The organism is Rosenbergiella sp. YN46 (assembly GCF_036620675.1).
Lineage (GTDB): Bacteria > Pseudomonadota > Gammaproteobacteria > Enterobacterales > Enterobacteriaceae > Jejubacter.
In genome coordinates this window covers 121,493-147,118 of sequence record NZ_JAZHEE010000003.1, presented here as the reverse complement: position 1 = coordinate 147,118, position 25,626 = coordinate 121,493, and the positions used below count along the sequence as shown (strand labels likewise).

Sequence of the window (25,626 nt, the reverse complement as noted above, 5' to 3'; positions counted from 1 at the left end):
GCTATGGGTGATGCTTATAATCCGAAATGAATCTGATTATTATTAGCTGTGCAGTCAATTAAATGACATGATGTCAGTCATTGGAGTGAATGTTTCCATCGTTTTTTTACATGGTAAATCTGAAAAAAGCATTCCCGGGCTGTTTCCCTGTAGCCCGGGAATAGGGAATCACAGCCATTCAAAAATCGCTGCAGAGCGAGGTGGCATCATTATCGTCAACACCTCATTGTCCCAGGTCGTTGCATGCTGCACGGTAGAGGGGTATCCCTGAACGACTTTGCCTTTCAACCCTGGCAACCGCAATTCACAGCGATCCTGAGAGCCTTCCCGTCGCCAGACCGCCAGCCACGCTTTACCGGTCTCAGCTTGCATCCCTAATGCGACCCATTCGTCAGTAAAGCTCGATAGTCCCAGCGGCCAGAACGGCAGCGCCGTTTTCAGCTGCTGGCGCAGTGTTTTGTAGTAGCGAATCGCCTCCTTTACCTGACAAAAACCGCGGTCGGACAGTTCCGCCAGATGGCCACTCTGGTGAATACGCAACAGCATCGACGACACCTGATTGAAGATCACGGCCTGCTCCTCGTCGTTACGCATCGGATAGGACCAGATGGCCGCCTGCTCTGGCGTGACTGCCGTTGGAGCGTTAGCGGCTATGGTGGCGTACTTGAGATAATCTTCCTGATCGCTGGTAGACTGAATTGAACAGCGGCTGAGCATAGCGTAGTCCATGCGAAGACCGCCGCTGCCGCAATTTTCAATAATCAGTTGCGGGTAACGGGCAAAGACAGCATCTAGCCACGCCAGGTAGGCGCGATTATGCTTCAGCAGGCCATCACCGGCGCTATCGGCATTCTGTTCGGTGCCTATACCCGGCTCAATGTTGTAGTCCATTTTGATATAGCCGACGCCGTATTCGGTGACCAGACGGTCGATCACTTCATTAGCGTGGCGAAGCACAGCCGGGCAGGTGAAGTCCAGTTGGTAGCGGCTGCGGTCAAAGACTCGCTTGCTGTGGCGCATAAAGAACCAGCTATCGTCCGTCTCCGCCAGCTTCGGCGACTTCACGCCCATGACCTCCAGTTCCAGCCACAGCCCTGGGATAAGCCCCTTCTCGCGAATGTAGCCGATCACGTACTGAATGCCCTCAGGGAATCGTTCAGCACTTGGCAACCACTGGCCGACGCCGTTCCACCATTCACCTTTGTCATACCAGCCGCAGTCTATGCAGAAATATTCTGCACCCGCTTCAGCGGCGGCATCGATCAGCGGTAACAGTTTCGTGGTGGTCGGATCGCCGAACAGGCAGTTCATGTAGTCGTTAAATATGACCCCCAGTTTCTGGTTATCATCGTTTACGCGCCGGGTACGGCGACGATATTGGGTCAACGTGGCGATCGCATCGGTAAAACCGGTTTGGGTGACGCCAACGGCGACGGGTACCGAGGTAAATTCGTCGCCCGGTTGTAACTCTTTAAACCAGTGATGATAAAACTCGTTTGGCCCGCCGATTTGCAAGTACAAATGGTTAGCCTGATCGCCAATTTCCCAGTGCCAGGATCCGTTGTGTTCAATCTGCCAGAACAGGCCCGCACCGGTATGCTTGTCCTCCAGATAGCCCATTGGCAGGTATTCTTTGCTCGACCATGCCCCGGTGTTGGTGTAGTGCAACGGTTTTGACGAGCGCTGTAGCCCTGTCTGGATGCAGGGCATAAAACCCAGCTCGTCGAAGGTGTACTGCCGCCATTGTAGCTCACGGGCCCAGCTATTATGGGGGATATGCAGGGTAAAGTTGTCACCCCAGTTTTTCGCGCTCTCTTTCTCAATTCCGTTAATGACAAAGCTGGAGAGATACTCGACGGTAAATGGCGCATCACCCCGATTGCGAATTACGCTCCAGCTACGCAGCAGCGAGAGCCGGGTATAAAACTGATAGTGCACATCCACTTCGGCGGCGGTATCCATGTCGAACAACGTAAAGACCAGCTTGCGCCCCTCGGCGTTATACGTATCTTCATGCTGACGATAGCGCAGCGTATAGCCCGGCGCAGTGGCGGTAAAACCCGCACCATGACGTTCCAGTGGCTTATCAAGGCCGGAGATATTCACTTCCACCAGGTTAAAGCGCGACAGCTAATCCGCGTACTTACCGAGCGTGTCTGCATTGAAAGGTAGAGAGGAAAAGTGCAGCAGGCGCGCCCGATTCTGCAAATCGAAGACCATGGTGATACCGTTTTCGACTACGGTAAAGAAAGCTGACATATCAACTCCTGAATGGCTGAATTAAGCTGAAGGTTCGGGCCGCAGCACCCGGTTACCGGAAAGGGTGAAGACAGAAAGAACGGTGAAGCACAGCGCGATGGCACCAAGGATGGTGTAGGATTCTTTAAAACCCATCACGTCGTACATATTACCAATAGCAGTGCTCATAAATATCTGGCTGAACTGTTTGGCGAACTGGAAGCCAATCAAATAAACGGTGGCGGAGAGCCGCCAGTCGAAGTTGGCGGAGATATATTTCAGCGTGGCGATAATCAGAATGGAGCTTTCGAAGCCGTGCAGCAGTTTCATAGTGGAAATCAGGAGCGGGCCGGTGGCCATGGCGCTGCCGATAATGCGGAACGCCATGATGAATCCGCAGTAGAGCAAGGCATTTTTCGGCCCGATGCGGTTGACGATCGCCGGGGCGAAGAACATGGTTAACGCGTCGAGGAAGATTTGCACCGTGTAGAGGTAGCCGAATACTTCCGCGCCGCGTTCGCGGGTTTCGAAGAAACTGCTGTAGTAGACAGCGAACTGCTGGTCATAGGTTTCATACACCGCACCGACGCCCACCATATAGAACACCAGGAACCAGAAGCGCCGGGTGCTTAGCAGAGCGATAACATCACCGCGATCGATTTTTGTATGCTGCGGGTTGTCGCTGCCCATCCCGTTCTGGCCGGGGCGGAAAAAACACAGCAGTACAGCAAGTACCACGCCAGCGCAGCTGGCCATAATAAAGATGTAGTCAGGGTTAATGATGAACAGCTTACCGGAGATAAGCGTCCCTACCGCCGCGCCGATGCCGCCCCACATCCTGGCGCGCCCGAACTCAAATCCTTCCTGGCGGGACACTTTGTCGATCCACGCTTCGCAGATACCACAGCCACAACCGAATGCCAGACCAATAAATATGCCACCCGCCAGCGCCCCGGCAATAATGTTGATTTTGAGCAGTGGCGCGAAGACAAAGATCCACCATGGCGCAAAGGCGATCATCAATCCGGCCAGCATCCACATCAGGTGTTTACGGAAATTCAGCTTATCAGCCAGGATTCCGAAAATAGGCTGGAAAACCACGGACATGATGGCGATGCAGGTATACACCATACCGACTTTCGTTGAGCCGATGCCAATTTTTTCCGTGAGCCATAGCGATAGCCAGGGAAAACAGGCTCCCCAGCAGATAAAGAAAAAGAGAAACCATATGCAGGAGAGCAGGTAATTCTCTTGCTTAATACCCCTTCCCAGTAACATGAAAAACCACATTATTTGTAATGATACTGGTTGTTAGTTTTAAAGTTTGCCTGCTTCAGAGAAAGAAAATTATTGGCGAAGCGTGAGTACGATCATTATTAGCTGCAAACTGAGTAAAATAGTTCATGCAGGTAGCATAATTATCCATGTTTAATAGGTTTTCATACTTATACGGGGGAGAACTCATTTGAATGAATAAAGACTATTAGATAGGAATTTCTGGAAAGTTATTACAGAAACGCTCTATTACCTGTTCTGACAGATAATCTGAATTTCAATAAATAAAATACCTGCGATACGCAGGGTATTTGTAGTGCATTTTACCTTGAGGCAGGCGAGGCGATGGAATGTAACCGGTGCTGGTGCTCAGATGGCTACGAGTTCTGCTGCGACAGGGAGATCATAGACTGGGCGGCGAGCACTGGTGGCTATGACAAAGAGATGGTAGGGGGGGGAAAACGCTTCGGGAAGAAACTGCCAGAAGAGCCGCCTGGAATGGCTGGCGGATAATAGTTTGGTTTACAGAGCGCATGAAACACGTGTGCTTGCCCGGTTGTCGGGACTTGAACCATGCTTAATCATCGCGAGGAGCCATGAAAGTAACGGTATTGCGGATGGATTCGTGGAGACGATAAAGCGTGATGATATCAGCATCATGCTCAAACCGGACAGCGGTGATGAATCTGGCGGTGGCGTTCAGTCATTACAACGAATACATCCATAGAGCGTATCGGGAGATGGCTCACCATGGAAATATATACACAGAACATTATCGTCGCCGTAAGAGAGAAAACGCGTCTGAAATATAGGGGTAAATCCAGTACAGAATTATGTTGAATCAGACTATACCCTCAATGGTATCCCTGTAAGGGGGATGCGGGTAAAGCTTGGCTGGAGTTATTGCAGAGGTATTGATTTCGACGTATTCAGAATGCAAAAACGGACCTCCGTGGAGGTCCGCTTATCAGAATTTGGTGCCGGACTCGGAATCGTAGTTTGTGTTAACCATATGAAATAAAAGTATAATAATCATAATAACCTTAACTGTACCAACAAATGTACCATCAATTTATAAGCGTGAATGCAAATAAAGTCAATTATATTCAATTGGTTATGACAACATGGCCCTGCCAAGCCTCACAGAACACTCTTCAAATCTGGACTGATTGTTCCGCTGCTTTTCCTTGCTCTATTCAATAGATTACCGTCACCAAATCCGATATGTTTACTCATAACATATCAAAGCGATAAGTAAAGCCAGAAGGATAGATGCCACATGACCAAAGCGGAGATCGCCAGCGCTGTTAATGAATGGTTCAACATTGAAAATTACAGCGTCCTGCAAAATTTGACAGTGGAACAGCTTTTCCAAGAGATAGAAAACAGGATTGTCGCCTATCGTATGGAACAAAACCGGGCTGAGTTGTCTCCCGAAAACCTTAGTAGGCATCAGAAATATTACGAAGAGTTGATTGAAGGTAAAGTCGTCTTTGGTGATGTTTTCGGTGGACCAGAGAAAAGACTATCTTCCAGCTATGCCATCAAGCCTGTAACACACCAAGGGCTATGGGAGGTGGCGGGTTATGTTGCTGCTTTCGATAAATACGTAAACCCGGAGGGAAAACCCCTGCCTCATATGGAAGTCTCGCACTATCTGAAGGAAGCCGAGGTAAACAACGAAGGGCTGATGCTGGTTCAAATTAATCTGGCAGAAACGTCACCTGAAGAAATCATCAATCATCTGAAAGTCATGGTTCCTGAGTGGAAACAGCAGCTACAGGCTCCTGAGCCTCCAGCCAGAGATTTTCGCTTTGGGGTCAGCAACCTTAAAAAAATACTGGATTACAACATTATCCCCATCATGGACCTGCTGTTCTGGGCGCAGGATCAAGAGGTCAGGATTGGTATGCCACAACTGACCAGCTTTTTATACCCTGATGAGTTTAAAGACGGTATCCGTGATGTAGATAAGGTGAAATCAACAGATCATCCTCTGGCAGTTAAGTATCTGACAAACCTTGCTCACTATCGCTCTTTTGTCGATTTTACATATAGATACGACGACAGAAGACACTGGAATATTCGAGATCTGATCAGAGAGGAACTTGGTAAGGATGAGCAATCCGATCAGGACTGATCTTCCAAAAGGCGGTGTTTTGCGCAATGTAAATATCGCCTATATTCACTAAGGCTGAACATACCCTATTTTTCCCCATTCCAAAAATCTGCGTAAAAAACTTATCCCTGAACGTCCCTCCTAAATCACAAGAAAAATCCATACAATTATCTCATCGAACAACACACCATAAAACGAAATATCATAGGTATTACGGGAAAAATAATGGAGGTAAATATGATTCAAATCAATAAAGAAAAACACCCGAAACTTATCCGGTTGCCGGAAGTAATAAGAAAAACTGGATTTGGCAGGACATGGATTTATGAGCTTATAAAGGCTGGAAGATTTCCAAAGCAAGTAAAGATAAGTGAAAGGTCTATTGCCTTTATTGAAAGTGAGATTGATGAGTGGATTGAAAAAATGATTGCGAAATCTCGCTGCGTATCTGAATGTAAACATTTTAAATAAAAGGGGAATATATGAAAAGTAAAAACGTACTGCCTTTTGTGGTGACTGTCACTAATGATGAAACTGAAATATTTATGGAGATGGCTATTAATAACTTTAAAAAGCATCTTCAGGTCATGATTGATTGTATGGGAGATGATTATGAGCGTCACTTTAAAGACCGGCTTTATATTGAGGATGTGATTGTTAAAGTGATAGAGAGAACAAAAAAAGATTTTGCTGAATCAATGAAAGATAATAAAGGAAAAGAATATTACCTGTTCTTAGATGAGGTTCGAAGGAATCTGAGAGTTATTTATTTGGCGTATCGTAAAAACTATTAATAGGAGATGAATATGGACGAAAAAAGTTTAGATTGGAATGAAATACCAGTAAAAATAACCGCGAGTAATCCTGAGACAGCAAACTTTACTACTGATGTTATAAATACCTATAACGAGTTAATACATTACTTATACTTTAATCTAAGTGAAGATGTATTTCTGAAGAAATTGATGGATGGGTTTTACAGGGAGATATTCATAATGGATGTTATTAATCTCAAGCTACATGAATGGCTTGAAAGTTCTGAAGAGATAAAGATTAAATACATATCAGTCCCAGAGGTTAAAACTATACTAAGTAGCTATCATGAGTTTTTGATTAAATGCTTTAATGGTGATGATTATGTTCGTTATTACAAAAAAGTAGAAATCAGCGCAAATAAACAGTCTGTGATGTAAAATAAGAGGTGATGAGATGAGTGAAAAACTGATAAAAGAATCAAGAAAAGTATTCCTGCACCTTGCTGAGTTATTTTATGAAATGAGAATAAATACGCTGAAGGAAACACGGCCTAATGAAGCAGAGATGTTAATGGCAGATGATGCCTTCATGGAAGGTATTTATAAAGAGTGCATTAAAAATGCAAGTGCTACTTTTAAAAAAGCAGCCAGAGCTGAGTATTATGAGCAAGGGCATTCAGTAAAAATGGTTGATAAGGAGGTGGTATTGATAACACTGCGCGTTAATCATAAAAGAAGATGAGCATATAAGTTTCAAAAATATAGTCCTGTTTAGCCCCACATATGGGGCTGGAAATAATAAACCAATAAATATCATTTTAAAATGAGGAATCATTATGTCTAAAAATATTGAAATTAAAAATACATCTACTGAGCTGTTCTATGATCTGGCAAAGCGTTCTTTCGAAGCAAGCTGGAAAACAATGCAGGATATGTGTAGTGACAGCATTTCGCACCTTGTTGATGACGCTGATTTTATGAGCGCATTTATACGGCTCACGATTAATCATGTTTGTCATAACTTTGACAAGTTTACCACGCAGGAAGGCAATCATGGGAATATTGAAGAGGTTAACTACGAAGAAGTAGCAGAACGGCTTGTACGTAATGCTTGGGTGTTTTGTTAATACTAACTGTTTTTTTATTATACTCGCGATACTTGAAGTTGCATGTTGCCCGTGTCGCTTCATGCCCATAAAGCTTGGGTTGCACTGTTGCTCGAACATGCAACTTGAAGTTTATTGAGTATAAATACAAAAAATCGAAAAAAAGAGGATATAGATGAAGAAAGATAATCTGAGTAAAAAAGATGAAACAATGATATTCGCCATTTCAGCAACGCTAATGTTGTATGTGGACAGGATATACAGCATGGCAAGCGTAAACAAAGATGATGCAATGATTTATGTAAATGATGAAGATGTTGTTGAGTTTGCACTACGAATCCACATGAAGGAAGTATTAACTGAGTTTGAGTATTACAAGGCTGCTTTTGGTACAGGAAAGGAAAAATATGAATATATAAATATAACAGAGCTATTAAAGAGGGTGATGTTTTTTCATGATTTATATATCAAGGATATGTTGACAAGAAATATAGAGTCAGGACGATCTTTTGATGACTATAGTGTGTTGGACTGGGATATGGACATAAAGAGATAATATCTGGTTTTTTTAGAGGGATATATGAGTATATTTGAAATGTAATGCCGGAATGGATTCCAGTATTACATGGCCTGACAACTCGGTAACTTCAATGAAATTATTCGATCCGTTCATTCTTTATTTTACCGGATTGAAAAAGTAAATGCTGATTCAGTCTATGATACTTGCTGAGCAATGGGCTTAATATGGAAGCATTGAATACAGTATTCAAGTTGCATGAATTTAAAACCGCCAAAAAATATTGACGGCCTAAGAGTTATCAGATGGCAAAGTCTTCCAGTGTTTTACCTGCTTCAATAGCAGTAGCAATTGCTTTAGGAGTACGGCCCTGACCAGTCCAAGTCTGCTCATTGCCATTATCATCTGTATATTTGTATTTGGCAGGGCGTGGAGTTCGTGTCGATTTGGTTTTAGGCTTAGTTGAGCCAACCACTGAAAGTAGTTCCACAGGATCAATACCATCTTCTAACAGTTTCTGGCGGAAGGCTTCAAGCTTAGCCTGACGTTGTTCTTGTTCCTTGAGTATTGCTTGTTCTTCCTCACGGCGCTCATCAACGATAACAGAGAGTTTTTCCAGCATCTCTTCCAGCGTTTCCAGATCAGTTTCTCGAGCCTGTGCGCGAAGTGTACGAATATTGTTCAATACCTTTAATGCTTCACTCATACTATGTCATCCTGTGTTTAAAATGGGAGATTGAAAGGGGGTGCAGTATTGTCTGCTGATAGATTTAAAACACACCAACATATTAATAATATAGTAAATATTAGCATTAGAGCAATCTATTAGAACCATTTCAAACGAAAAGCGGAGGACCGATTTATAGGGCCATTTTTCGTCGTAGTTGACTTGATGGTTCGAACTCTGACGAAATGTTAGAGAGTTGCTCAAGACTCTGTTCAACAGAACGTTGGAACTCAAGAGCAGCTTCTGTACGCTGTTTTATGACGAGAGCGAAGAGTTCATCAGGTGTTTTTTCCAATAGAGTTTTTCTGTAGAGTATGGATTCCTGAACCTTCTCAAGGCTCTTGGATGCAAGAGCCGAAGCATGGCTAATAGGATTAAGTTCTTCAATAAATTTATCGAGCAGCGATTTTTTCTTTCGGTCTAATCTAAGGAGAACAGTGTGAGCCGATTTAAATTTCTTTGCTTCAATTAAGGATGAGCCATTGGTTCTTAATCTGCGATCTTCATCTCTGTATTCAGACATCGTTGGATATTGTTTCAATGCTTTGATGGTGTTCAGATACTGAATTAAATCGTCATTATCTAATTTTATATTCCTCATACATACCTCGTAAATAAAATAGTGGATATATTTATGTTACGAGATATAGTGTAAGTGTCAAATATAACCGAGAAATAAGAATGATAATATTCAGATGAAATCTATATTCTTTCTTCTTGATCAATATCTTCAGGATAATCAACAAAAATGTCATCTTCTGAAACAGAGTCCCAGTCAATATCTTCGTCGGGAGTAGAAAGTAAAGGTTTATCATTTTCTTTATCGATGGTCTTTTCTGCGTTGTTTGTAAGTACCGTATCTTTATAAACGGTGACGAATACGTTTTCTATGCCTTCACTGGTCGTTCTCAGCGACTTCTTAACATATTCTTTCCTTATGGCATTTAATGTTCTGTACTGGCCTTTCAGAAAGAGATTTGCGTTTATCATTGTATGCTTCCCTTCTTTGACCAGAATGCCTTTATTTATTAGCTTGTTCCAGCATTTACACACGTTAGATTTGCTCATATTAAGCTCTTCTGCGAGTGCCGACTGAGATATACTGGCAATGAGGTTTCCATGCTGCATGAGTTTACATAAGCGGATCATTATTGTGTATTCTGCACCAGACATATTTTTTCCGAGCTTTTCCAGATTATCAAGAAAAGCATGAACATAGGCTATTCCCGGTCGAATATCGGAACTTCGTTCTTTTCTTACATTTACGGTTATTTTATCTTTTCTGTTTCTGTTATAAAAACTGTAAATCTCCAGTTTTTGTTTGTCCGTGAAATGATTTCTGCTTATATATTCTTCCACCTCTTCACTGCTGGAGGTCATTATTTTATTGTAATCAATGCTCATCGGTTATCCTTTTATTGTTTTTATGTTTATTCTATATAATGCAGGATGTACTTTTGTCAAAAATAAATGTGAAAAAAGGAAAAATAATACACTTTTGCGAAATAGCGTTCACTTCTTTCCGGGTGTTTTAACTATAAAAAAGTTTCCACAGAAGAAATTTTGGTTTCCGTACAGGAAACTTCGGTTTCCACAGAAGAAACTTAAATTTCCGTATAGGAAACTTTTTCCGTGAAATCTCTTTTAAATATAATAGGTTACACCTCCTTAATACTATAATATGTTTAATAACCTTAACGGGGAGTGTGCCGGTTAAATGGCACCGTCTATTTTTCTACTTTGTTTTTACTTGATGTTATGGACAGCAAGTGATTGTTTTATACAATCACGAAGCGCTGCTGATTTTTTAGTAAATATACAATTGTTTTTCCTCTACGTTATAGCGGCTACGCCGCAATTCTTTATGGATAAATCCATCATTAACAGGGATGAACCCTGTTTCAGCAGTGTGATTGTCTTGAGCAATCACTAAGTGCTGCTTCTATGAATATAGTTTTCCTATGCGTTTAAGAGCAAATACTATATCTTTTAGTGCTAATGCTGTTATGAAATATAGGATCGAAAATATTTAATCATGAATAAAAGAATAGATGTTGATCCTTTTGGCTTTACCCTAAAACATAGCAAGGACCATTGTTAAATCGTTAAATATATTTTACAGAGTTAGGGCGTAGCCGTGCGTCAGCACATGAGCTTTAGCTCATAAGAGATATATCTTTTCAAAAGAATAAGAAAAAACAGGTAAAACATTTATTAAATGAGTTAAATTTGATTTTTACCGATTCGATATGGTATTAAATAATAAAAAAGAAGGAAAATAAAGAATGAACAACATTAAGATTATTACGCTCTTTCATACAAATAAAAAAATACCATTTATGACTTGTATTGTTAAAGATGTTGAAGAGAATGAACAAGTAATAAAACTCACTTTGCAAAATGGTGATAATATTCATGTCAAAGATTATGACTATTTCTTCTTATCAGAATCAGCACATGAGTGTGATCAGGAACGAATGATTAATACATATAGAAGATTGATTTCTGAACTGAGCCAAGTTAGCGAAGAAACAATAGAGTCCTTAGTTCCGAAGATATCGAATAATATGAAAACCAATTTCCCGGCAAGCGGTGTGAGTGCTTTGGAAGATGATTGAAAAATCTGAATGGTAGCAACCATTCCATATGAAACAGCATATTAAAACATGCGTTGCATACAGGTTTTTGCAACACCATATCGGAAGATAGCTACGTTACCTGAGATCTAACAATCCCTGTCTGCGTAATGGTCGACAGGGTATTACCTGTTCTGACCTATACCTTTCTATCTCCATCCATGTGCAAACAGCTACTGACATGGCTCTTCGTGCACATTACACCACTTATCGATCGATATAAAAGATCAATAAATTGCTTTTGATAGGTTGAAGCTATTGAATGAGTGTCAATTGATCGGTGTTTTAATTGTTTATATCGATCGATTGCGTATATATGATAGTCTAAGGCTATCAAATGATTTGAATTCGATCGATACAAACGATATGACGAACAGAAAAATAAATTGAATCCTATCAATTGATTAATGCTTTTTTTCAGCCCAGAGAGACCAACCTATGGGTAGGGCTGTCTTTGACATAAAGTTTCAACACATTGGGGATAGATATGAAATTACGGATAGTGATGCCACTGGTACTGTCTGCTGCCGCACTAACAGGATGCCAGCAGCTCAACGACGGCGTGAATACAATTAATGGAGCAATCAGCTCGTCGTTGTCTTCAGTAGGTAAAGCGCTGGGGGGAACAGCCACCACTCAAAGCCTTGGCCCGGTATCATCTGTATCTGGCCTTGGTGCTGTTTGCAAAGACTATGAAGAAAATGCAATGGCAGCAGAAAAGAAATGGACTGGCAAAAGGATCTCTATCAGCAACGCAACTGTTCTTGAAGTTACGAAGGGCAGAAGTGCCAGCGACATGATGACGGGAATGCCGAAATCAGCCCCTAACTATTATCTGCTCTTTAAAACCTCTGATACCAGCTACTGCGGCGGGATGGTCTGGCTGGATTACTACTCTGGTATTGATGATACCGTTCTTACTTACAAGAAAGGCCAGAAAGTCAGCGTCACCGGAACTGTAAACAATTTCGAAGTCCGTGGATTCGCTACCGTCAACAATGCCGATATGCCAGTTCGTCTGGTTGTTCTGAAAAACGGTACGATTAACTATTAACTCTGGGATTACACGATGCGTAAATTTTTACTCGTGGCAGGTCTTGCTGCTCTTTTATCAGGCTGCGGTGAAAAAGGTGATTTTGAGAAAGCTATCAATGCGAAGATTTCACATTCAAAGCTGTGCTACTCCTTGCAGGATAATGATATTGTGTTCAATAAGGGCTTCCCCATCCGGGTCAACCATGGCTACCGTTCAGCGGGGTATAGTGCCAGTGATGAAATATTGAAAGGTCTGGCTAATCAGGGGCTGCTTGATGTTTCTCAACAAGCTAATGGTTTCAGTAGTGTCGATGTTCTGGAAGTAACAGACAAAGGCCAAGCGGTTGAGTTTTGGGATCGTAAAGATGGTGCCTGTGTTGGTCATCGTGCGGTTGCTGAGATAAAGGAATGGACTGAACCGGGAAACGGTAATCAGAAAATTGTTCGCGTGTCTTATACATGGAAGTTGGCGGATGTTCCTGCATGGGTGGACAAAAAAACGTTCTCCAGCGTCAAGGGTATGAATGAACCTGAAGAGAGCATGATTAATCTTGTTAAAACCAGCAATGGCTGGAAAGCGATCTAAGGGGCTATCATGGAAAACAAAACTATTCAGTGTCCTTTTTGCCTAAAAGAAAGTCAGAGAGGCGTCCATGTCTGCACCGGCTGCATGGCGACGGTTCTGTATGGAACCTTCCCCGGCTGGTATGCTTTCGTGGTTATATTATTGACCTTCGGCCTGTCTATACTGATCGGAATGTCTACAGGTATGGCGGGAGCTACTATCAGCCTACCAATAATTGCGGCTGTTGGGTTTGTCGCAGGTAAGGCAATTTTCTCTGATAATGTTGTTTTCAGGCGAAGGATGTAAAATAAAATTTAAACCATGTCTTTTTTCGAAAGGCATGGTTTTATTCTCAGCTTTTTATTTGACATTGGATTTTGTTTTGCTAATTAATAATAAAAAGGAGAGAGTATGAAAATTTTAATAAAATTGAGTAATGACTGGCCTGAACATGTGAGTGGCAATCCAGTCCTTGATAGGTGGGTTCACAAGATTCCTTGGTCCGGCATCGAATGCTTTTTATTATGTGAAGATGGTAATGTTTATCAGTCATATATAAAAATGCCTTTTTTTGTAGAGATAAAAGAATTTCAACTTTTCAGGCATACACACATAGATGAAACTTCATTTATGATTGAAGAAATCAATGAATGGCCTGAAGGTGTTAACATAAGAAAAGGTTTTATATCAAAAACAGATAAGAGACATCCATATAATAAAAAAGAAAATGGCTGCTGGTATGTATCACCTGAAGGGAATGATGCAGTAATTATTTTTGATGCCCCTGAAATTCAGGAGCATAAAAATAGATATAAAGAGATGCCAATTATCTCATGCGAGGTCTTAAAGTAGACTTTATTTTTTCTTCAAGCTCGGCCTTTTTTAGCTGGGCTTCTTCTAAAGAACCATAAATCCCAACAATTTCCTGAGAAATTATATCGAACACGATATAAAGAGGGATTTCCTGAGTGATTTCCTCTCCTTCCCCGATTCTGTAAGTAAGTGTGGTGCTATGTGGAGTAATCAAGAAACGGTCTGTCATTTTTAAACCCTCTGATTTTATAAGACAAGGATTATGTCAGGGGGGCATCTGTTTTTCAAGTTCAATGAACGAGGTCAGTGCGGTAAAAAACATCTTATTTTGGGGGGGAACCCGGCGGTCTTAATTTTGGCCCATTGCGCTTACCAGATGAGAGTGTAGGTATGTAGTCTGGTGTGTTACTGGGTTGTTCAGATTTTTTCACACGACTTGGGAAACGATAAATTTCACCTGCCGCTGGTTTCGTGGCGCAGATCTCAGTTTGTTTTTGTTTTTCATCATTATTGAATTTAGCACGTTGTTCATATTCATTACGTGAAACATGACGGCCTAATACTTCATCAAAGACATAGTTTTCAGCAATACGTTTATCATGTTCTTCACTGATAAGATCATTTTGGGATTTGTTTGCTTTAGCCCATACAAACTTCTGCTTGAAAAAATCTATGACAAGAGTTGTGAAGCGTTTAAAAATATTATCCTGACGTGGAGTAGTCTGTTTCCTCTTAACACGTTCAGGGGCGCTTCTGGATGCCCTGTTTTGGTTTTGAGAGGAGGATATTTTCAGGATAGTATTTGTTCCAGAACCAGAAATACTGACTGATGGTTTCTTACCTGCAACGACCTTACTGACTTTTGTTTTATCACGGTAAGATTTAACGCCACGCATACGAGTATGAGGAGGTGGTGCTACAAGTACAGGTCTTTGCGTTTCATTGGCAGAAGAACTGGAGCTTGTTTTTGGTAATACAATCTCTTCTGGTTCAGCAAGATGTGTAATCGTAAAGTTTCTGACATCAACAACAATTTCAAGATCAAGCTCACTGAATGTTTTGTAGACTTCAACGGCTTCTTGCTTGGCAGCATCACGAACAGCCTGTTCTGCGGCTCTTTGCTCCTGAGCTGCTTTACTACGCCATTTGGCACTGTGGATACGCTTCATTGGAGGACGGTTTGTTTCAGCGGCTTTGGCAAGCCATAGTGCTTTTTCTTCATTATCCAGAGCAACCGCCGCTTTTTCTAATGCCCCTTCATGCTGGGCCTGAAGGGAACGATGATCAATACGTTCTGACGAACCGGCAGCAGCAAGGTAGCTGTTCGCCATAGCTGACCATGATTCACGCCATAAAACAGACATTTTTCTGTCGTTCCAGCTCCTTTCCTTTTTACCGAATCCTTCCGGGCCTATGGTTTTTAATGTCAACATAACGTGAGCATGAGGATTATCGCTATCAAGATCATGGAAAGCGATATCGGCAATCATGCCTTTATCAACGAAATTTTTCTGGCAATACTCAAGAACAAGTTTTTTCTTGCCGTCATTATTTAACTCGGCTGGAATAGCAACATCGAAATAACGGGCTGTTTGACCATTTTGTTGACGCTCAACTCTTTCAACTTCATTCCATAATGTTGTGGAGTCTTTTACAATATGTTGAGGAGCATTAACTGGTGCTAATATGAAATGCCCGTATAAATCAGTACGGCGGCTATAATCATACGTATCGCCTGTTCTTTCATCTGTTATCCTTGTACGAGCATGATAAGCAGCTTTCGCAACGGAAGATTTGCCCTCACTTCGTTTCACAATTTTAAAATCAAGATGAAAAATAGCCATACAATAAAAAGAACCTCAATATAATTTTAAATAACAAACCAAAATATAAATCTCCAATGCGACTATGCTGGTTTTAGTTTTTCGCAAGAAAAACTCTGGTGTTGACGTTGACCTTGTTTCCGAAGGAAACGGTGTTAGCCTGCGGCAGGCAACCGTCGGTAGACCCCACACACTGCGTAGCAGTGTATAGGTGGGCATTGCTTTATTTTTATATCTCCTAAAGGAGCTAAAAATAACGACAATGTAAAAAGTTTTTCTATAGTTAAATAATAACGCTAGTTTCAATGCCTGTGAAATTAACAGGGCTAGAATCGGATAAACGGTTGAGGTAGAGTAATAATATTGAATGTTTGGGTTTTAGATAGCGCCCGTAAGGGCAAAAGTAGTTATTTTTTCTCCCGCCGTAAGGCGGGAAAGCGTAAATCAGATGAAAATATCAGATGCCTTTTTGTGTTGTACAATTCACTGGTTAAGGCTCAAAATCAGAGTTTAAAAACAACAGGTGAAATTGCTTTCATTGATTTGATAAAATAAGTAACGTGGAGAGTTTCAGATATTTTAAGTTAGTGGTTGCACTCGTTTGTGTTGCATTGTTTTATTTTGAGCTTACTGATATTTCATTTTTAAAACCAAAACACCATTTTTTCTGGATAAATACAATCATTAACAGGCAAGCCTGTTCAGCTATTGATTGTCTGGAACAATCATATCGCGCTGCGTAATTTAATCTGGAATACAAAGCATTCAACCTTCTGCCTATGGTTTGACCTTTTCCCTTTTTAATTGTATTTCATGTTTTTGACAACTAAAAGGAAAAGTAATTATGAATACGAATGATAAAAACAGACAGCCAAGAAAAGAAAAAACCATCAAGCAAAAAATAGCCTCAGCGCAGATGCGTTTGAATCGTCTCAAGACCAAAGAGAAATCTTTGTCCAAGAATGCTGAGACACGCTTGAAGATCATCCTTGGTGCTGAAGTAGCTAAAGCTATGGGCTGTAAAGTTGAAGATGTCGATAAGGAGTTTGTATTGGGGATATTATTACAAACTTCGAACATTAATGCGGATGCTAAAGCAAGAGTTAAATTACGAGGGAAAAGATTCCTTGAGAATATGGTTGGACGGCAGGAGTAATGACTCAAATGTATAACATAATGATAATAAAGGTTTTTGCAGCATTCAGCGACAGTTTTGCATTTAGAACTACAGAGGTGATTGTTCAAATAGTGTTCGTTTTTGAGATCGTGCTCAAGAAAATCTATGCGCTTTATGGTGTAGTTTAGCTTAGGTGATTTTTCATTAAAGTATTGTGGAGAAGGTTTTTTTGAAATTTGGCTTTTCCATGAAACCACAATCTTTTTTATTGAGGTGAGGTGGATGTTATGGATGAAGTCAATGTTGCTCAATATTTGAGAATGTCTACAGACCATCAGCAGTATTCAATATTCAATCAATCTCAATTCATAAGTAAATTCGCGTCAGAACATAAGATGAATATCATTCATACATATGATGACTCTGGAAAAAGTGGGGTTACGGCAAACCGAAGGCTGGCATTTCAACAGTTAATAGATGATGTGGTTGAAGGGAAAATAAATATTAAAGCAGTTTTAGTTTATGATATAAGCCGTTTTGGGCGATTTCAGAGTATAGATCAATTTGGATATTATACCCATCAACTTCAAATGCATGGTGTTGGCATCATATATTGTGCAAACCCTATCATTGAAGGTAATAGTGATTATGCTGATTTTCAATTATTCATAGATCGAAAAAAAGCTTCTTCTTTAAGTCGGGATTTATCACAAAAAGTCTTTCTTGGACAAGCTAATCTGGCTGGTCGTGGATATCACCAAGGCGGGCCTGCTGGATATGGTTTACGAAGAATGTTGATAGATGAAAACCATAAACATAAAGGGATACTTAAATATAGAGAGTGGAAAAGCATCCAGACTGATCGAATAATTTTAGTATTAGGGCCGGAAGATGAAGTCATAACGGTTAGATGGATATACGATCAATTCGTAAATAACTCTAAGCCAGAGAGGGTTATTGCGTCTGAGTTGAATAGAAGAGGGATTACTGCAGAGCATGGCACTAAATGGACCAGAGGAAAGATACACGAGATTTTAACTAACGAAAAGTATATTGGTCATAATGTCTATAACCGAACCTCTTCGCGTTTAAAGCAGCGTCTTATCCACAACCCACAGCATGAATGGATAAGATGTGAAAATGCTTTTGAAGCTATTATTTCTCCTGAGTTATTCTTACAAGCGCAGACTATTATTAGTAATAGAAGTATTCACCTTAGTAATGATGATTTACTTGGTAAACTCTCCGAGCTTTTTAAAACAAAAGGGAAACTATCCGGTATAATTATAGATGAAGATGATGATACACCATCCTCATCTGTTTATAGGAAACGTTTTGGTGGCCTATTACAGGCTTATAAATTAATTGATTATAAACCAAAGCATGATTATGACTATTTGCGAATTAATTTCTTGCTAAGAGAAAAATACCATAGCTTAGTTGAAAAACTCATTTTTGATATTACAGAACAAGGTTGTTATGTTAATTATGATGAGGAGTCTAAATTATTTACTATTAATGATGAAGTTAAAATGTCTGTAGTTATCTCCCGTTGTTTCATGAATAACACGAGAAAACGCTGGAGAATCCGGTTTGAGCGAAAGTTTAGCTATGATATTTGTATCGTTGTTAGACTCGATAGTCAAAACGTGAACACCAAAGATTACTATATATTCCCTTCAATTGAGTTATTAGATAATCAGTTTGTTTTTGAAGAGTTAAATCCTTACCAGTTAGAATTTTATCGATATGATGACTTAATACCTTTTTTGCAAATCCTTAAACGTGATGTTTTTTTAAAGGAATCCACTGATGAATGAATATGAAGAAATAAAGCTTATAGATATCTCAGAGATCAGGATCGTTAATCCACGTTCAAGAAGCAAATCTATTCACGATGAACTTGTTGAAAGTATAAAAAACATAGGGCTAAAAAAACCTATTACGGTTAGGTTATCTGACTCAACCTGTAAGACGTATGTGTACGATTTAATTTGTGGTCAAGGGCGGATTGAGGCTTATGAAATATTAGGTGAAAAACAAATCCCAGCAATAGTAAAGTCAGTAGATCATGAAGATGGTCATATCATGAGTCTTGCAGAAAATATTGCTCGAAGAAAACCACGTGCGACTGAGCTTCTCAACAGCATTATAGAATTAAAGAATAAAGGTTTTTCTGAGTTAGAGATTGCTAATAAAATTAGTCGTTCTAAAAATTGGGTAGCTTCTATTGTATCATTAAAAGAAAATGGCGAAGATAAATTACTTTCTGCTGTTGAGTCTGGCAGAATCCCGATATATATAGCGGTAGAAATATCAAGAGCTAAAGGAGTTGATATACAACATCTACTTTTAGAAGGCTTTAATTCTGGCGAACTTAACTCAAAGCAGATTGGTGCAATTAAAAGGATCTTATCTCAGAGAGAGACATCCGGTAAAGGAAGTGATAATAATTCTTTTGTTCAGGGGGTAAAAAAGAAGCGGATTACTTCTGATGAGTTAAAAGAACTTTATCAAGAAAATGTCAAAAGGCATAAAATTATTCATACAAGATCTGAGTTTACAATGTCTAGCCTAATGGTTGTTAAAGAGATAATGGTTAATTTATTGAGGAATAGAGAGTTTTCAGACCTTCTATCTGTTGAGAGCCTGAATTCTGTTCCTGCATTTATTCTGGATAATGTTGACCCCGAACGAGGTCTTGAAAATGAATAAACCTAACTTCGGTAATAAGTGTTTTATTATTAATGTTTCTGATCTGCTATATGGGAAAGAGTTGCCTATTAATGTGAAATCAAGCGTAAAATACTCTCAGATACTTTCCACGGTGAAAGCAGTTGGTATTATAGAACCCATAGTTATTTATATTAATAATTTGTCAGAAAAAATAATACTTGATGGTCACTTAAGAGTTGAAGCATCAAAGGATATAGGACTATCTACTGTGCCTTGTTTGATTTCTGAGGATGAAGAATCTTACAGCTATAACAAGTATGTCAATCGATTACCAGTTATTCAGGAATATCGTATGATATTACAGGCTGTGGATGCTGGTGTTTCAGAAGAAAAAATTAGTCAATCTCTGAATATATCAGTAGATACACTCAGGGCAAAGTTTAGATTACTTGATGGGATTAGTCCGGAAACTACCGCTTTATTAGCAAATCAACATGTTCCTCAAGCAATATTCGCTATTTTACGTAAAATGAAACCAGAAAGACAACTGGAGGCGGTATCCACGATGATGAGTATAAATAATTTCAGTCGTAAATTTGCTCTATCATTATTACATTACACCCCTGATGATATGCTAATAAATCCGAAAGATTCGAAACTAAAGCAACAAGACATAGCAAAAAATTTTGCCAGAATGGAAAGAGAAATGGCTGCTATGGAAACGGAGACCAAGCAACTTGAAAATATATATGGTACAAACAATTTAAAGTTGGCAGTGATTATTGGCCATATTAAAAAATTACTTTCTAATTATTCGGTATTGAATTGGTTAGTAGATAATAATCCGGATTATTTAGCTCAACTAAAGAAAATTGCTGCAATCGACTCGTTGCCATTGTGCGAAGACGAAGAGTTGCGTTGAATATTAAATGGGCCACTATGAGCAATGCATTATATGCTGTAGTGTGTTGTTCATAGTAGTGCTGCATAATTTATATATCTGAAAAATTCAGGGGAATATATTTGACAATTAATGTTTAATATTGTATTTAATAAGTGTTCCTTGAGAATATTCACTTCATAAAGTGTCTGGTTGCCCCATATATGGGGAGTAGTTTACAGCCCAATGGGCTGATTTATTTGCCCCAAGTGTGGGGATATGTATTCTCTCCAATGGAGAGTTCCCTTCAAGGGAAAAGGAAAGGGCCTTACGGCCCTTTTCCATTTTATATACTGCTTAACACATCATTTATGTTTGTAGAGCGCATATATCTCGCAGGATTACTCATCTGATCTTTGAGTGAGATAAAATGAGCATTACCACAAGTAATTTTCGCATCTTCTTCATTACCAAGACCAATGTGTTTACTTTTTGTTTCTACAACAAAGTAAATATGTTCTTCACCATTGTCTTCAATAACTAAGGCCCAGTCAGGATTGTAGGTTCCCAGTGGAGTCGGAATTTTAAACCAACCGGGAAGTTTCACATAAAGCTTAACTTCATCCTGTTCTTCGAGTTCCTGAGCGAAACGGCTTTCGACTTCAGAATCTTTAGGAACGTATTCGTAAACTGACTTAGACGAGGTTTCAAAAAGATTACGGGCATATCCTGTTAGCTCTTTATCCATAAAGAGACTTTGCGCATACACCTCTCCTTTTAGTGGATAATATTTAATACCATCAACAATTGACAGGCGTTTGCAGTAGTTGATTCGGCCTATAGCTTCACTGATAAACTGCTGTGGATTTTTAGCAAAATCAGCGAGTCTTCCACTCTCTTTCAGGATGGTGCTTAAACTGCGTCTTGTCAGTCCGGTTTTTTCCTGTAGAACACCAAGAATATCTGGCAATGGCTGCTCTGCAACATCAATTACAGTGCTTGTTGTCCCATTAGACAGAGCTTTAACATCAAGGCCAGATTGACTTTGTTTGATTGTTGCTTTGCTGAAACTGACCATTGCTTTTGCTACAGGCTGCATTTCAGAAAGTGATTTCGTACAGGATTTAATCAATTCTTCTTCATCAAATGCTAGTCGGTACAGCGTTTTTTGACAAATGCGCTGCCATAACGCTTCGAATTCCGGGCTGTTTAAGACTTCTTTCCGGTATTTGATTGTTTTACGCTCATCAGCATTGTTTATATTGAGTCGCCCTGCTGATTTACGCAGGATAGTTTCAATTTGTTCCTGTAGTGAGGCATACTTCTCACTAACAACAAAAGTGTCTTCGAATAACACGTTTTTCAGGGCTTTTGTGATTTTCCCCGATTTTTCCAGATATCCTTCGGTCTGTAGTTCAGCCCAAATCTCATGTGAACCGGCAATACCCACAGCTTGTGAGGAATCAGAGAAGATCAGATGGGCAAACGCATCTTTTTCGATGATACCAAAACGGATGCCTGTTTCGTTCTCAATTTCGCTCTGTAGTCGTTCGGCATAGGCTTCATAATTTTCACTGGCAACGACAGTCAGAATGTTAATGCTGTCATCACGAACACGTTCACCCTCTTGGTTAACACACAGGCGAAGACCACGCCCTAATGTTTGACGACGTTCTCGTTCACTTCCCATCTCTCGAAGGCTACAGATCTGGAATACATTGGGGTTATCCCAGCCTTCTTTCAAAGCAGAGTGTGAAAAAATAAACCTCACCGGATTCGAGAAACTCAAAAGCTTCTCTTTATTTTTCATGATGAGGTTATAACCGCGTTCCGCATTTTCGCGGCCTGCATTATTGCTTTCGGTTGTTTCAGCCCATCCACCTTTTTTATCAATGGAGAAATAACCATCATGAACGTCTTTAGCATGTTCTGGATGAGAAGGGAGCAAATCTTTATATGCGGGGCTTTTGATCGCTTTTAGATATTCTTCTTCAAAGATACGAGCATATTCACCCGGTTCACGAAGTCCTTCTTCATTAGTCTGGCGATAGAAATCAACCTTATCAATGAAGAACAGGGTGAGAACCTTGATTTGCTGGGAATTCAGGCGAAGTTCTTTATCAAGATGTTCACGAATTGTACGCCTAATCATATGACGCTGGATGAGCATCGGGTCAATATCACCCACGACATCACCCACTTGCATATAGTAGGTATTAGAAGGCGTCTCCAGTGTCAGATAGCCTTCTTTGCCCGTGCGGATCTCACTTATCCTGTATCCCTGATAAATATCACGCCCCGTTTCGTCATCAAGTGTCATACCGTCATGCACGGTAATTTCAGAACGATTTACGCCCCCTTTTTTATCGGCTATATCAACAATAACAGTCGCGCTAATGCTATTCTTCTTACTGTTAATACTGACCAGTTTTACATAGGGGCTATTGCTTGCATTTTGGACTTCAAGCCCGGCAACTTCGATTTGTTTCACCAGTTTCTGATTGTAAGCATCAATGGCATCGAGGCGATACACCATATGATGTTTATGCACATGTGTCGCTGAATAGCGTAAGGTAAACATTGGGTGCATAGCATCAAGTGCGGTTTTACCTGCACCATTTAAGCCACCATCAACACTTTGCGGTTCATCGACAATAATAATTGGACGCGTAGCACGTATCAGATCAATTGGCTTATCCAGATCGTCAACGGTTGTTTTTTCACTGGACTGATAGAGCTTATTAACGTCTTTTTTGTTAATCGCACCAACTGTCATTACCATGATCTGCATAACAGAGCTGGTTGCAAAATTTCGCACATCCGCAGGTTTTGACGAGTCATACAGATAGTATTGGTATGGAACTCCCGCATAAAGGCTTTTGAAATGTTCTTCAGTAATTTGTAGTGTTTTATAAACGCCTTCCTTGATGGCAACGGAAGGAACTACGATGATAAATTTGCTCATGCCATAGCGTTTATTCAACTCAAGCATGGTGCGAAGATAAACATACGTTTTACCTGTCCCTGTTTCCATCTCGACAGTAAAATCATGGCTGTCGAGCATAGGTGAGGGAGGAAGCTGATTTTTCAACTGAACATTGTTTAAGTTTTTCAGCAGAACATCATCTTCGGGTATCTGTGGGTTTACAGGCATTGAACCTGTTGCGCCTTCAAATGAGAGTGCACCCTGAGCTGGGGCCAGCACAGTCATTTCGCTTTCCCATTTCTCTTGCCCTTCAAACAAATCACAGACCGATGTTATGGCGTTTTGCTGATAGGTAAGGTCAGATTCAAAATGTAGTTTCATCTCATTCCCTTACAGGCTGTGCAGGTTAGTCAGGCCGTGTTGTTCCAGAATGGCGCAAAGATTAGTTTTAGCAATATTATTTTCAAATGCGTCATCAAGGAAATAGCAGACAGTATCTTTGCCAGCTTTCAAACTCTTATGCCAGTCGATGATCCCCTTGGTCAGTTCTTCTACTGAAGATGCAGGGATTTGTTTAGCAAAGCAGGTAAACAATTTGCCACCGTCAACGCAAGAAACGGTTAATCCATCAAACTGACGGATTTCAATGTTTACACTCAAGTCAATGCCACGCTTTAGCATTAACTCTGTGAGCAAATCTTCTTCACTACGGCCTTCAAGGATTGGGCTTACATAGGCATCAATCTGTTCTGAAAGGGTTTCTGCTGTGGCTTCCCACGGACGGATATTAGATGTATCGAGTTTGAAAACACGAAAACCAACGTCACCTTTCCACTCTGGATTGTCTTCACGAACCTTTTTACCCGCGCGACGGAGGCGTTCTTTTGTTAGTTCGGCAACATTATGTTTTAAATTATTTTTTCTACAATATTCTACTGCCGTTTTTTGAGTTTCCTTTTCGGCTGACAGTGCTTCTGGAATTTGTACTAAAATATATTTACGGTGGCAGCGATCTTTCGCATTTTGTAACATGACTGCATGACCAGTTGGACCTGAGCCTGCAAAAAAGTCAAGAATAATATCGTCACCCTTAGCTATCATCTGAATAATGTAACTTATTAAATCAAGAGGTTTCGGATAACCGGCAAAGCAAGCTCCTATCTCATCAAGTTGCGCTGTTGCCTTTTGAGTACCACCAAATCCATTTAGAACGGAAACTACATGGCTTTGTGAATCGGAGCGTTTTTTCACAACTTCAATAGTTCCAGTTTGACTTAGTACAAAACTGGTTTCTTGTCCTTTACTATCATTGATCGGATTACAATTATTTTTTATAAAATCCAAAAGTAGTTCTTTCGAACTCCATCCACTTTCGATAACTAATGGCTTTGTTAATTTGTTATCACTAATTTCTGCTTCTGAATGGTAAACTGGCCACGTATTCTTAGCGCAGTTAAGCCTTCCACTTATAATATCGCAGGGGAATCCACTAGGTAGCGTTATCTTACTTGGTGGGTTTTTAGGCCCATTCTTTACAATGGTATTTCTAATCTCTGATTTAAATAATTTGCTCCCTTTTGGTATATTAGGATCAACTACAGGAGGGTATGGGAAATTAACTTCTTTTTTTGCATATAGTAATATATATTCATGACAGTTTTTTATTTTGGCTTGGTTATCAAAATTGCCATCTGTACGCCATACAAATTGTGCTAAAAAATTTTCCTCGCCAAATATTTCGTCCATTATAATTTTAAGTTTCGATGCTTCAATGTCATCTATTGAAACAAAAATAATGCCATCTTCACTTAATAAATTTTTAGCAAGTTTTAAACGTGGATAAATCATATTCAACCAGTCTGTGTGATAACGCCCACTGGTTTCTGCGTTTGTGGTGATTCGTACCCCATCTTCTGTTTGTCCTGTCATTTCAAGATAATTTTTCATGTTATCTTGGAAGTTATCAGAATAAACAAAATCTTTACCGGTATTGTAAGGCGGATCAATATAAATAAGCTTAACTTTTCCGGCATAACTTTTTTGAAGAAGCTTTAACACTTCAAGGTTATCACCTTCGATCATGAGGTTTTTGGTGTTATGCCAATCAACGCTTTCATCTTTACATGGGCGTAAGGTGCCACGAGAAGGCGTGAGAGCAAGCTGACGCGCCTGACGTTTACCATGCCAGTTGAGGCCATAGCGTTCATCTTTTTCGTCTACATTTTCACCCAAAAGCTGTTTTAAAACGTCATAATCAATGCTTCCTTCATTAAATACTTCGGGAAACAGAGACTTAAGTTTTCTAATATTATCTTCAGTGATATTCATTGATTGTAGTTCTGTCATATCAGAAGTTAGTTTATTCATAAAAAGTATCCGTCCTGAAGTCACGGGAAATCGGTGCCTGAAATTGGTAAA

25 protein-coding genes and 2 pseudogenes are annotated in these 25,626 nt (G+C 40.2%); 17 read left to right on the top strand and 10 right to left on the bottom strand.

The annotated features are described in order from the left end of the window. Window positions 1–168: 168 nt before the first annotated feature. Genes V3W49_RS04085 through V3W49_RS04075 form a run of 3 tightly spaced genes read right to left on the bottom strand, consistent with a single transcriptional unit; the run spans window position 169 to window position 3,516 of the window. Window positions 169–2,106, bottom strand: a complete 1,938-nt coding sequence (locus V3W49_RS04085; protein WP_500143842.1) for a glycoside hydrolase family 36 protein — start codon at window positions 2,104–2,106, stop codon at window positions 169–171. Window positions 2,107–2,130: 24 nt separating this feature from the next. Further along, complete coding sequence (locus tag V3W49_RS04080) at window positions 2,131–2,259, bottom strand: hypothetical protein (protein WP_500143840.1); 129 nt, start codon at window positions 2,257–2,259, stop codon at window positions 2,131–2,133. A 21-nt stretch (window positions 2,260–2,280) separates the two neighbouring features. Further along, entirely contained in the window at window positions 2,281–3,516 is a 1,236-nt protein-coding gene (locus V3W49_RS04075) for an oligosaccharide MFS transporter (RefSeq protein ID WP_500143838.1), read from the bottom strand. 345 nt (window positions 3,517–3,861) lie between these two features. On the opposite strand from V3W49_RS04075, the pseudogene V3W49_RS04070 reads away from it, so the two are divergent. From V3W49_RS04070 to V3W49_RS04035, 8 genes and pseudogenes are all read left to right on the top strand, one after another. After that, window positions 3,862–4,229, top strand: a pseudogene (locus V3W49_RS04070) (transposase family protein); the annotation flags it as partial. Between the two features lie 563 nt (window positions 4,230–4,792). Continuing rightward, window positions 4,793–5,653, top strand: coding sequence for a DUF6387 family protein (locus V3W49_RS04065; protein WP_040172004.1), 861 nt, complete (start codon window positions 4,793–4,795; stop codon window positions 5,651–5,653). A 216-nt stretch (window positions 5,654–5,869) separates the two neighbouring features. Further along, on the top strand, window positions 5,870–6,103 hold the full coding sequence (locus V3W49_RS04060; protein ID WP_000614747.1) for a helix-turn-helix transcriptional regulator: 234 nt from the start codon (window positions 5,870–5,872) through the stop codon (window positions 6,101–6,103). Window positions 6,104–6,114: 11 nt separating this feature from the next. Then, window positions 6,115–6,426, top strand: coding sequence for a hypothetical protein (locus V3W49_RS04055; RefSeq protein WP_000837632.1), 312 nt, complete (start codon window positions 6,115–6,117; stop codon window positions 6,424–6,426). A 12-nt stretch (window positions 6,427–6,438) separates the two neighbouring features. Then, the gene (locus tag V3W49_RS04050; RefSeq protein WP_000343753.1) at window positions 6,439–6,825 is read left to right on the top strand and encodes a hypothetical protein; all 387 of its coding nucleotides are present in this window, start codon (window positions 6,439–6,441) and stop codon (window positions 6,823–6,825) included. A gap of 16 nt (window positions 6,826–6,841) precedes the next feature. Next, window positions 6,842–7,129, top strand: a complete 288-nt coding sequence (locus tag V3W49_RS04045) for a hypothetical protein (RefSeq protein WP_004199725.1) — start codon at window positions 6,842–6,844, stop codon at window positions 7,127–7,129. Window positions 7,130–7,223: 94 nt separating this feature from the next. Continuing rightward, window positions 7,224–7,514 (top strand): hypothetical protein, encoded by a 291-nt coding sequence (locus tag V3W49_RS04040; RefSeq protein ID WP_114690767.1) that lies wholly within the window; start codon window positions 7,224–7,226, stop codon window positions 7,512–7,514. 154 nt (window positions 7,515–7,668) lie between these two features. Then, a complete protein-coding gene (locus tag V3W49_RS04035; protein WP_040172015.1) occupies window positions 7,669–8,049 on the top strand; it encodes a hypothetical protein in 381 nt (126 codons plus the stop codon). A 262-nt stretch (window positions 8,050–8,311) separates the two neighbouring features. Here V3W49_RS04035 and V3W49_RS04030 read toward each other — a convergent pair whose 3' ends face one another. The 3 genes from V3W49_RS04030 to V3W49_RS04020 all read right to left on the bottom strand — a co-directional run bounded on the left by V3W49_RS04030 (window position 8,312) and on the right by V3W49_RS04020 (window position 10,141). Beyond that, window positions 8,312–8,716 carry an H-NS family histone-like protein gene (locus V3W49_RS04030; protein WP_040172018.1) on the bottom strand — a complete coding sequence of 135 codons (405 nt, stop codon included), beginning with the start codon at window positions 8,714–8,716 and terminating at the stop codon, window positions 8,312–8,314. A gap of 154 nt (window positions 8,717–8,870) precedes the next feature. Next, on the bottom strand, window positions 8,871–9,338 hold the full coding sequence (locus V3W49_RS04025) for a DUF4756 family protein (protein WP_500143836.1): 468 nt from the start codon (window positions 9,336–9,338) through the stop codon (window positions 8,871–8,873). Window positions 9,339–9,439: 101 nt separating this feature from the next. Then, window positions 9,440–10,141, bottom strand: coding sequence for a hypothetical protein (locus V3W49_RS04020; protein WP_114690769.1), 702 nt, complete (start codon window positions 10,139–10,141; stop codon window positions 9,440–9,442). An 881-nt stretch (window positions 10,142–11,022) separates the two neighbouring features. Between V3W49_RS04020 and V3W49_RS04015 the strand changes: the two genes are divergently transcribed. From V3W49_RS04015 to V3W49_RS03995, 5 genes and pseudogenes are all read left to right on the top strand, one after another. Further along, window positions 11,023–11,355, top strand: coding sequence for a hypothetical protein (locus V3W49_RS04015; protein ID WP_001059603.1), 333 nt, complete (start codon window positions 11,023–11,025; stop codon window positions 11,353–11,355). A gap of 505 nt (window positions 11,356–11,860) precedes the next feature. Next, window positions 11,861–12,427, top strand: coding sequence for a hypothetical protein (locus tag V3W49_RS04010; protein ID WP_114690770.1), 567 nt, complete (start codon window positions 11,861–11,863; stop codon window positions 12,425–12,427). 15 nt (window positions 12,428–12,442) lie between these two features. Further along, window positions 12,443–12,994, top strand: a complete 552-nt coding sequence (locus tag V3W49_RS04005) for an SEN1982 family lipoprotein (protein WP_114690771.1) — start codon at window positions 12,443–12,445, stop codon at window positions 12,992–12,994. A 9-nt stretch (window positions 12,995–13,003) separates the two neighbouring features. Then, window positions 13,004–13,279, top strand: a complete 276-nt coding sequence (locus V3W49_RS04000) for a hypothetical protein (RefSeq protein WP_000428933.1) — start codon at window positions 13,004–13,006, stop codon at window positions 13,277–13,279. A 105-nt stretch (window positions 13,280–13,384) separates the two neighbouring features. Further along, window positions 13,385–13,624, top strand: a pseudogene (locus tag V3W49_RS03995) (hypothetical protein); the annotation flags it as partial. A gap of 175 nt (window positions 13,625–13,799) precedes the next feature. Here the strand turns inward: V3W49_RS03995 and V3W49_RS03990 are convergent. Both V3W49_RS03990 and mobQ read right to left on the bottom strand, forming a co-directional pair. Continuing rightward, a complete protein-coding gene (locus V3W49_RS03990) occupies window positions 13,800–14,015 on the bottom strand; it encodes a hypothetical protein (RefSeq protein WP_071886838.1) in 216 nt (71 codons plus the stop codon). A gap of 94 nt (window positions 14,016–14,109) precedes the next feature. Continuing rightward, window positions 14,110–15,630, bottom strand: coding sequence for a MobQ family relaxase (gene mobQ, locus V3W49_RS03985; RefSeq protein WP_500143833.1), 1,521 nt, complete (start codon window positions 15,628–15,630; stop codon window positions 14,110–14,112). An 823-nt stretch (window positions 15,631–16,453) separates the two neighbouring features. Here mobQ and V3W49_RS03980 point away from each other — a divergent pair. The 4 genes from V3W49_RS03980 (at window position 16,454) to V3W49_RS03965 (ending at window position 20,324) form a co-directional block, all read left to right on the top strand. Continuing rightward, window positions 16,454–16,765, top strand: coding sequence for a conjugal transfer protein TraD (locus tag V3W49_RS03980; RefSeq protein ID WP_001588086.1), 312 nt, complete (start codon window positions 16,454–16,456; stop codon window positions 16,763–16,765). 248 nt (window positions 16,766–17,013) lie between these two features. After that, window positions 17,014–18,546, top strand: a complete 1,533-nt coding sequence (locus V3W49_RS03975; protein ID WP_023297919.1) for a recombinase family protein — start codon at window positions 17,014–17,016, stop codon at window positions 18,544–18,546. Continuing rightward, entirely contained in the window at window positions 18,539–19,441 is a 903-nt protein-coding gene (locus V3W49_RS03970) for a ParB/RepB/Spo0J family partition protein (RefSeq protein ID WP_023297920.1), read from the top strand. The genes V3W49_RS03975 and V3W49_RS03970 overlap by 8 nt, the downstream gene beginning before the upstream one ends. Next, window positions 19,434–20,324, top strand: coding sequence for a plasmid partitioning protein RepB C-terminal domain-containing protein (locus tag V3W49_RS03965; RefSeq protein WP_023297921.1), 891 nt, complete (start codon window positions 19,434–19,436; stop codon window positions 20,322–20,324). The genes V3W49_RS03970 and V3W49_RS03965 overlap by 8 nt, the downstream gene beginning before the upstream one ends. A gap of 304 nt (window positions 20,325–20,628) precedes the next feature. On the opposite strand, the gene V3W49_RS03960 is transcribed toward V3W49_RS03965, so the two are convergent. Beyond that, on the bottom strand, window positions 20,629–23,589 hold the full coding sequence (locus tag V3W49_RS03960) for a type III restriction-modification system endonuclease (protein WP_156294445.1): 2,961 nt from the start codon (window positions 23,587–23,589) through the stop codon (window positions 20,629–20,631). A 9-nt stretch (window positions 23,590–23,598) separates the two neighbouring features. Then, the gene (locus tag V3W49_RS03955; RefSeq protein ID WP_161615926.1) at window positions 23,599–25,575 is read right to left on the bottom strand and encodes a site-specific DNA-methyltransferase; all 1,977 of its coding nucleotides are present in this window, start codon (window positions 25,573–25,575) and stop codon (window positions 23,599–23,601) included. Between the last annotated feature and the right edge of the window lie 51 nt (window positions 25,576–25,626).

Bases quoted from the DNA above. Each gene is read 5' to 3' on its own strand.
- V3W49_RS04010 (WP_114690770.1), top strand. From the start codon at position 11,861: ATGAAATTACGGATAGTGATGCCACTGGTACTGTCTGCTGCCGCACTA.
- V3W49_RS04000 (WP_000428933.1), top strand. From the start codon at position 13,004: ATGGAAAACAAAACTATTCAGTGTCCTTTTTGCCTAAAAGAAAGTCAG.
- V3W49_RS04035 (WP_040172015.1), top strand. From the start codon at position 7,669: ATGAAGAAAGATAATCTGAGTAAAAAAGATGAAACAATGATATTCGCC.
- V3W49_RS04065 (WP_040172004.1), top strand. From the start codon at position 4,793: ATGACCAAAGCGGAGATCGCCAGCGCTGTTAATGAATGGTTCAACATT.
- V3W49_RS03960 (WP_156294445.1), bottom strand. From the start codon at position 23,589: ATGAAACTACATTTTGAATCTGACCTTACCTATCAGCAAAACGCCATA.
- V3W49_RS04005 (WP_114690771.1), top strand. From the start codon at position 12,443: ATGCGTAAATTTTTACTCGTGGCAGGTCTTGCTGCTCTTTTATCAGGC.
- V3W49_RS04040 (WP_114690767.1), top strand. From the start codon at position 7,224: ATGTCTAAAAATATTGAAATTAAAAATACATCTACTGAGCTGTTCTAT.
- V3W49_RS04050 (WP_000343753.1), top strand. From the start codon at position 6,439: ATGGACGAAAAAAGTTTAGATTGGAATGAAATACCAGTAAAAATAACC.
- V3W49_RS04030 (WP_040172018.1), bottom strand. From the start codon at position 8,716: ATGAGTGAAGCATTAAAGGTATTGAACAATATTCGTACACTTCGCGCA.
- V3W49_RS03990 (WP_071886838.1), bottom strand. From the start codon at position 14,015: ATGACAGACCGTTTCTTGATTACTCCACATAGCACCACACTTACTTAC.
- V3W49_RS04045 (WP_004199725.1), top strand. From the start codon at position 6,842: ATGAGTGAAAAACTGATAAAAGAATCAAGAAAAGTATTCCTGCACCTT.
- V3W49_RS03955 (WP_161615926.1), bottom strand. From the start codon at position 25,575: ATGAATAAACTAACTTCTGATATGACAGAACTACAATCAATGAATATC.
- V3W49_RS04015 (WP_001059603.1), top strand. From the start codon at position 11,023: ATGAACAACATTAAGATTATTACGCTCTTTCATACAAATAAAAAAATA.
- V3W49_RS03980 (WP_001588086.1), top strand. From the start codon at position 16,454: ATGAATACGAATGATAAAAACAGACAGCCAAGAAAAGAAAAAACCATC.
- V3W49_RS04060 (WP_000614747.1), top strand. From the start codon at position 5,870: ATGATTCAAATCAATAAAGAAAAACACCCGAAACTTATCCGGTTGCCG.
- V3W49_RS04020 (WP_114690769.1), bottom strand. From the start codon at position 10,141: ATGAGCATTGATTACAATAAAATAATGACCTCCAGCAGTGAAGAGGTG.
- V3W49_RS04055 (WP_000837632.1), top strand. From the start codon at position 6,115: ATGAAAAGTAAAAACGTACTGCCTTTTGTGGTGACTGTCACTAATGAT.
- V3W49_RS03965 (WP_023297921.1), top strand. From the start codon at position 19,434: ATGAATAAACCTAACTTCGGTAATAAGTGTTTTATTATTAATGTTTCT.
- V3W49_RS03970 (WP_023297920.1), top strand. From the start codon at position 18,539: ATGAATGAATATGAAGAAATAAAGCTTATAGATATCTCAGAGATCAGG.
- V3W49_RS04075 (WP_500143838.1), bottom strand. From the start codon at position 3,516: ATGTTACTGGGAAGGGGTATTAAGCAAGAGAATTACCTGCTCTCCTGC.
- mobQ (WP_500143833.1), bottom strand. From the start codon at position 15,630: ATGGCTATTTTTCATCTTGATTTTAAAATTGTGAAACGAAGTGAGGGC.
- V3W49_RS04025 (WP_500143836.1), bottom strand. From the start codon at position 9,338: ATGAGGAATATAAAATTAGATAATGACGATTTAATTCAGTATCTGAAC.
- V3W49_RS04080 (WP_500143840.1), bottom strand. From the start codon at position 2,259: ATGTCAGCTTTCTTTACCGTAGTCGAAAACGGTATCACCATGGTCTTC.
- V3W49_RS03975 (WP_023297919.1), top strand. From the start codon at position 17,014: ATGGATGAAGTCAATGTTGCTCAATATTTGAGAATGTCTACAGACCAT.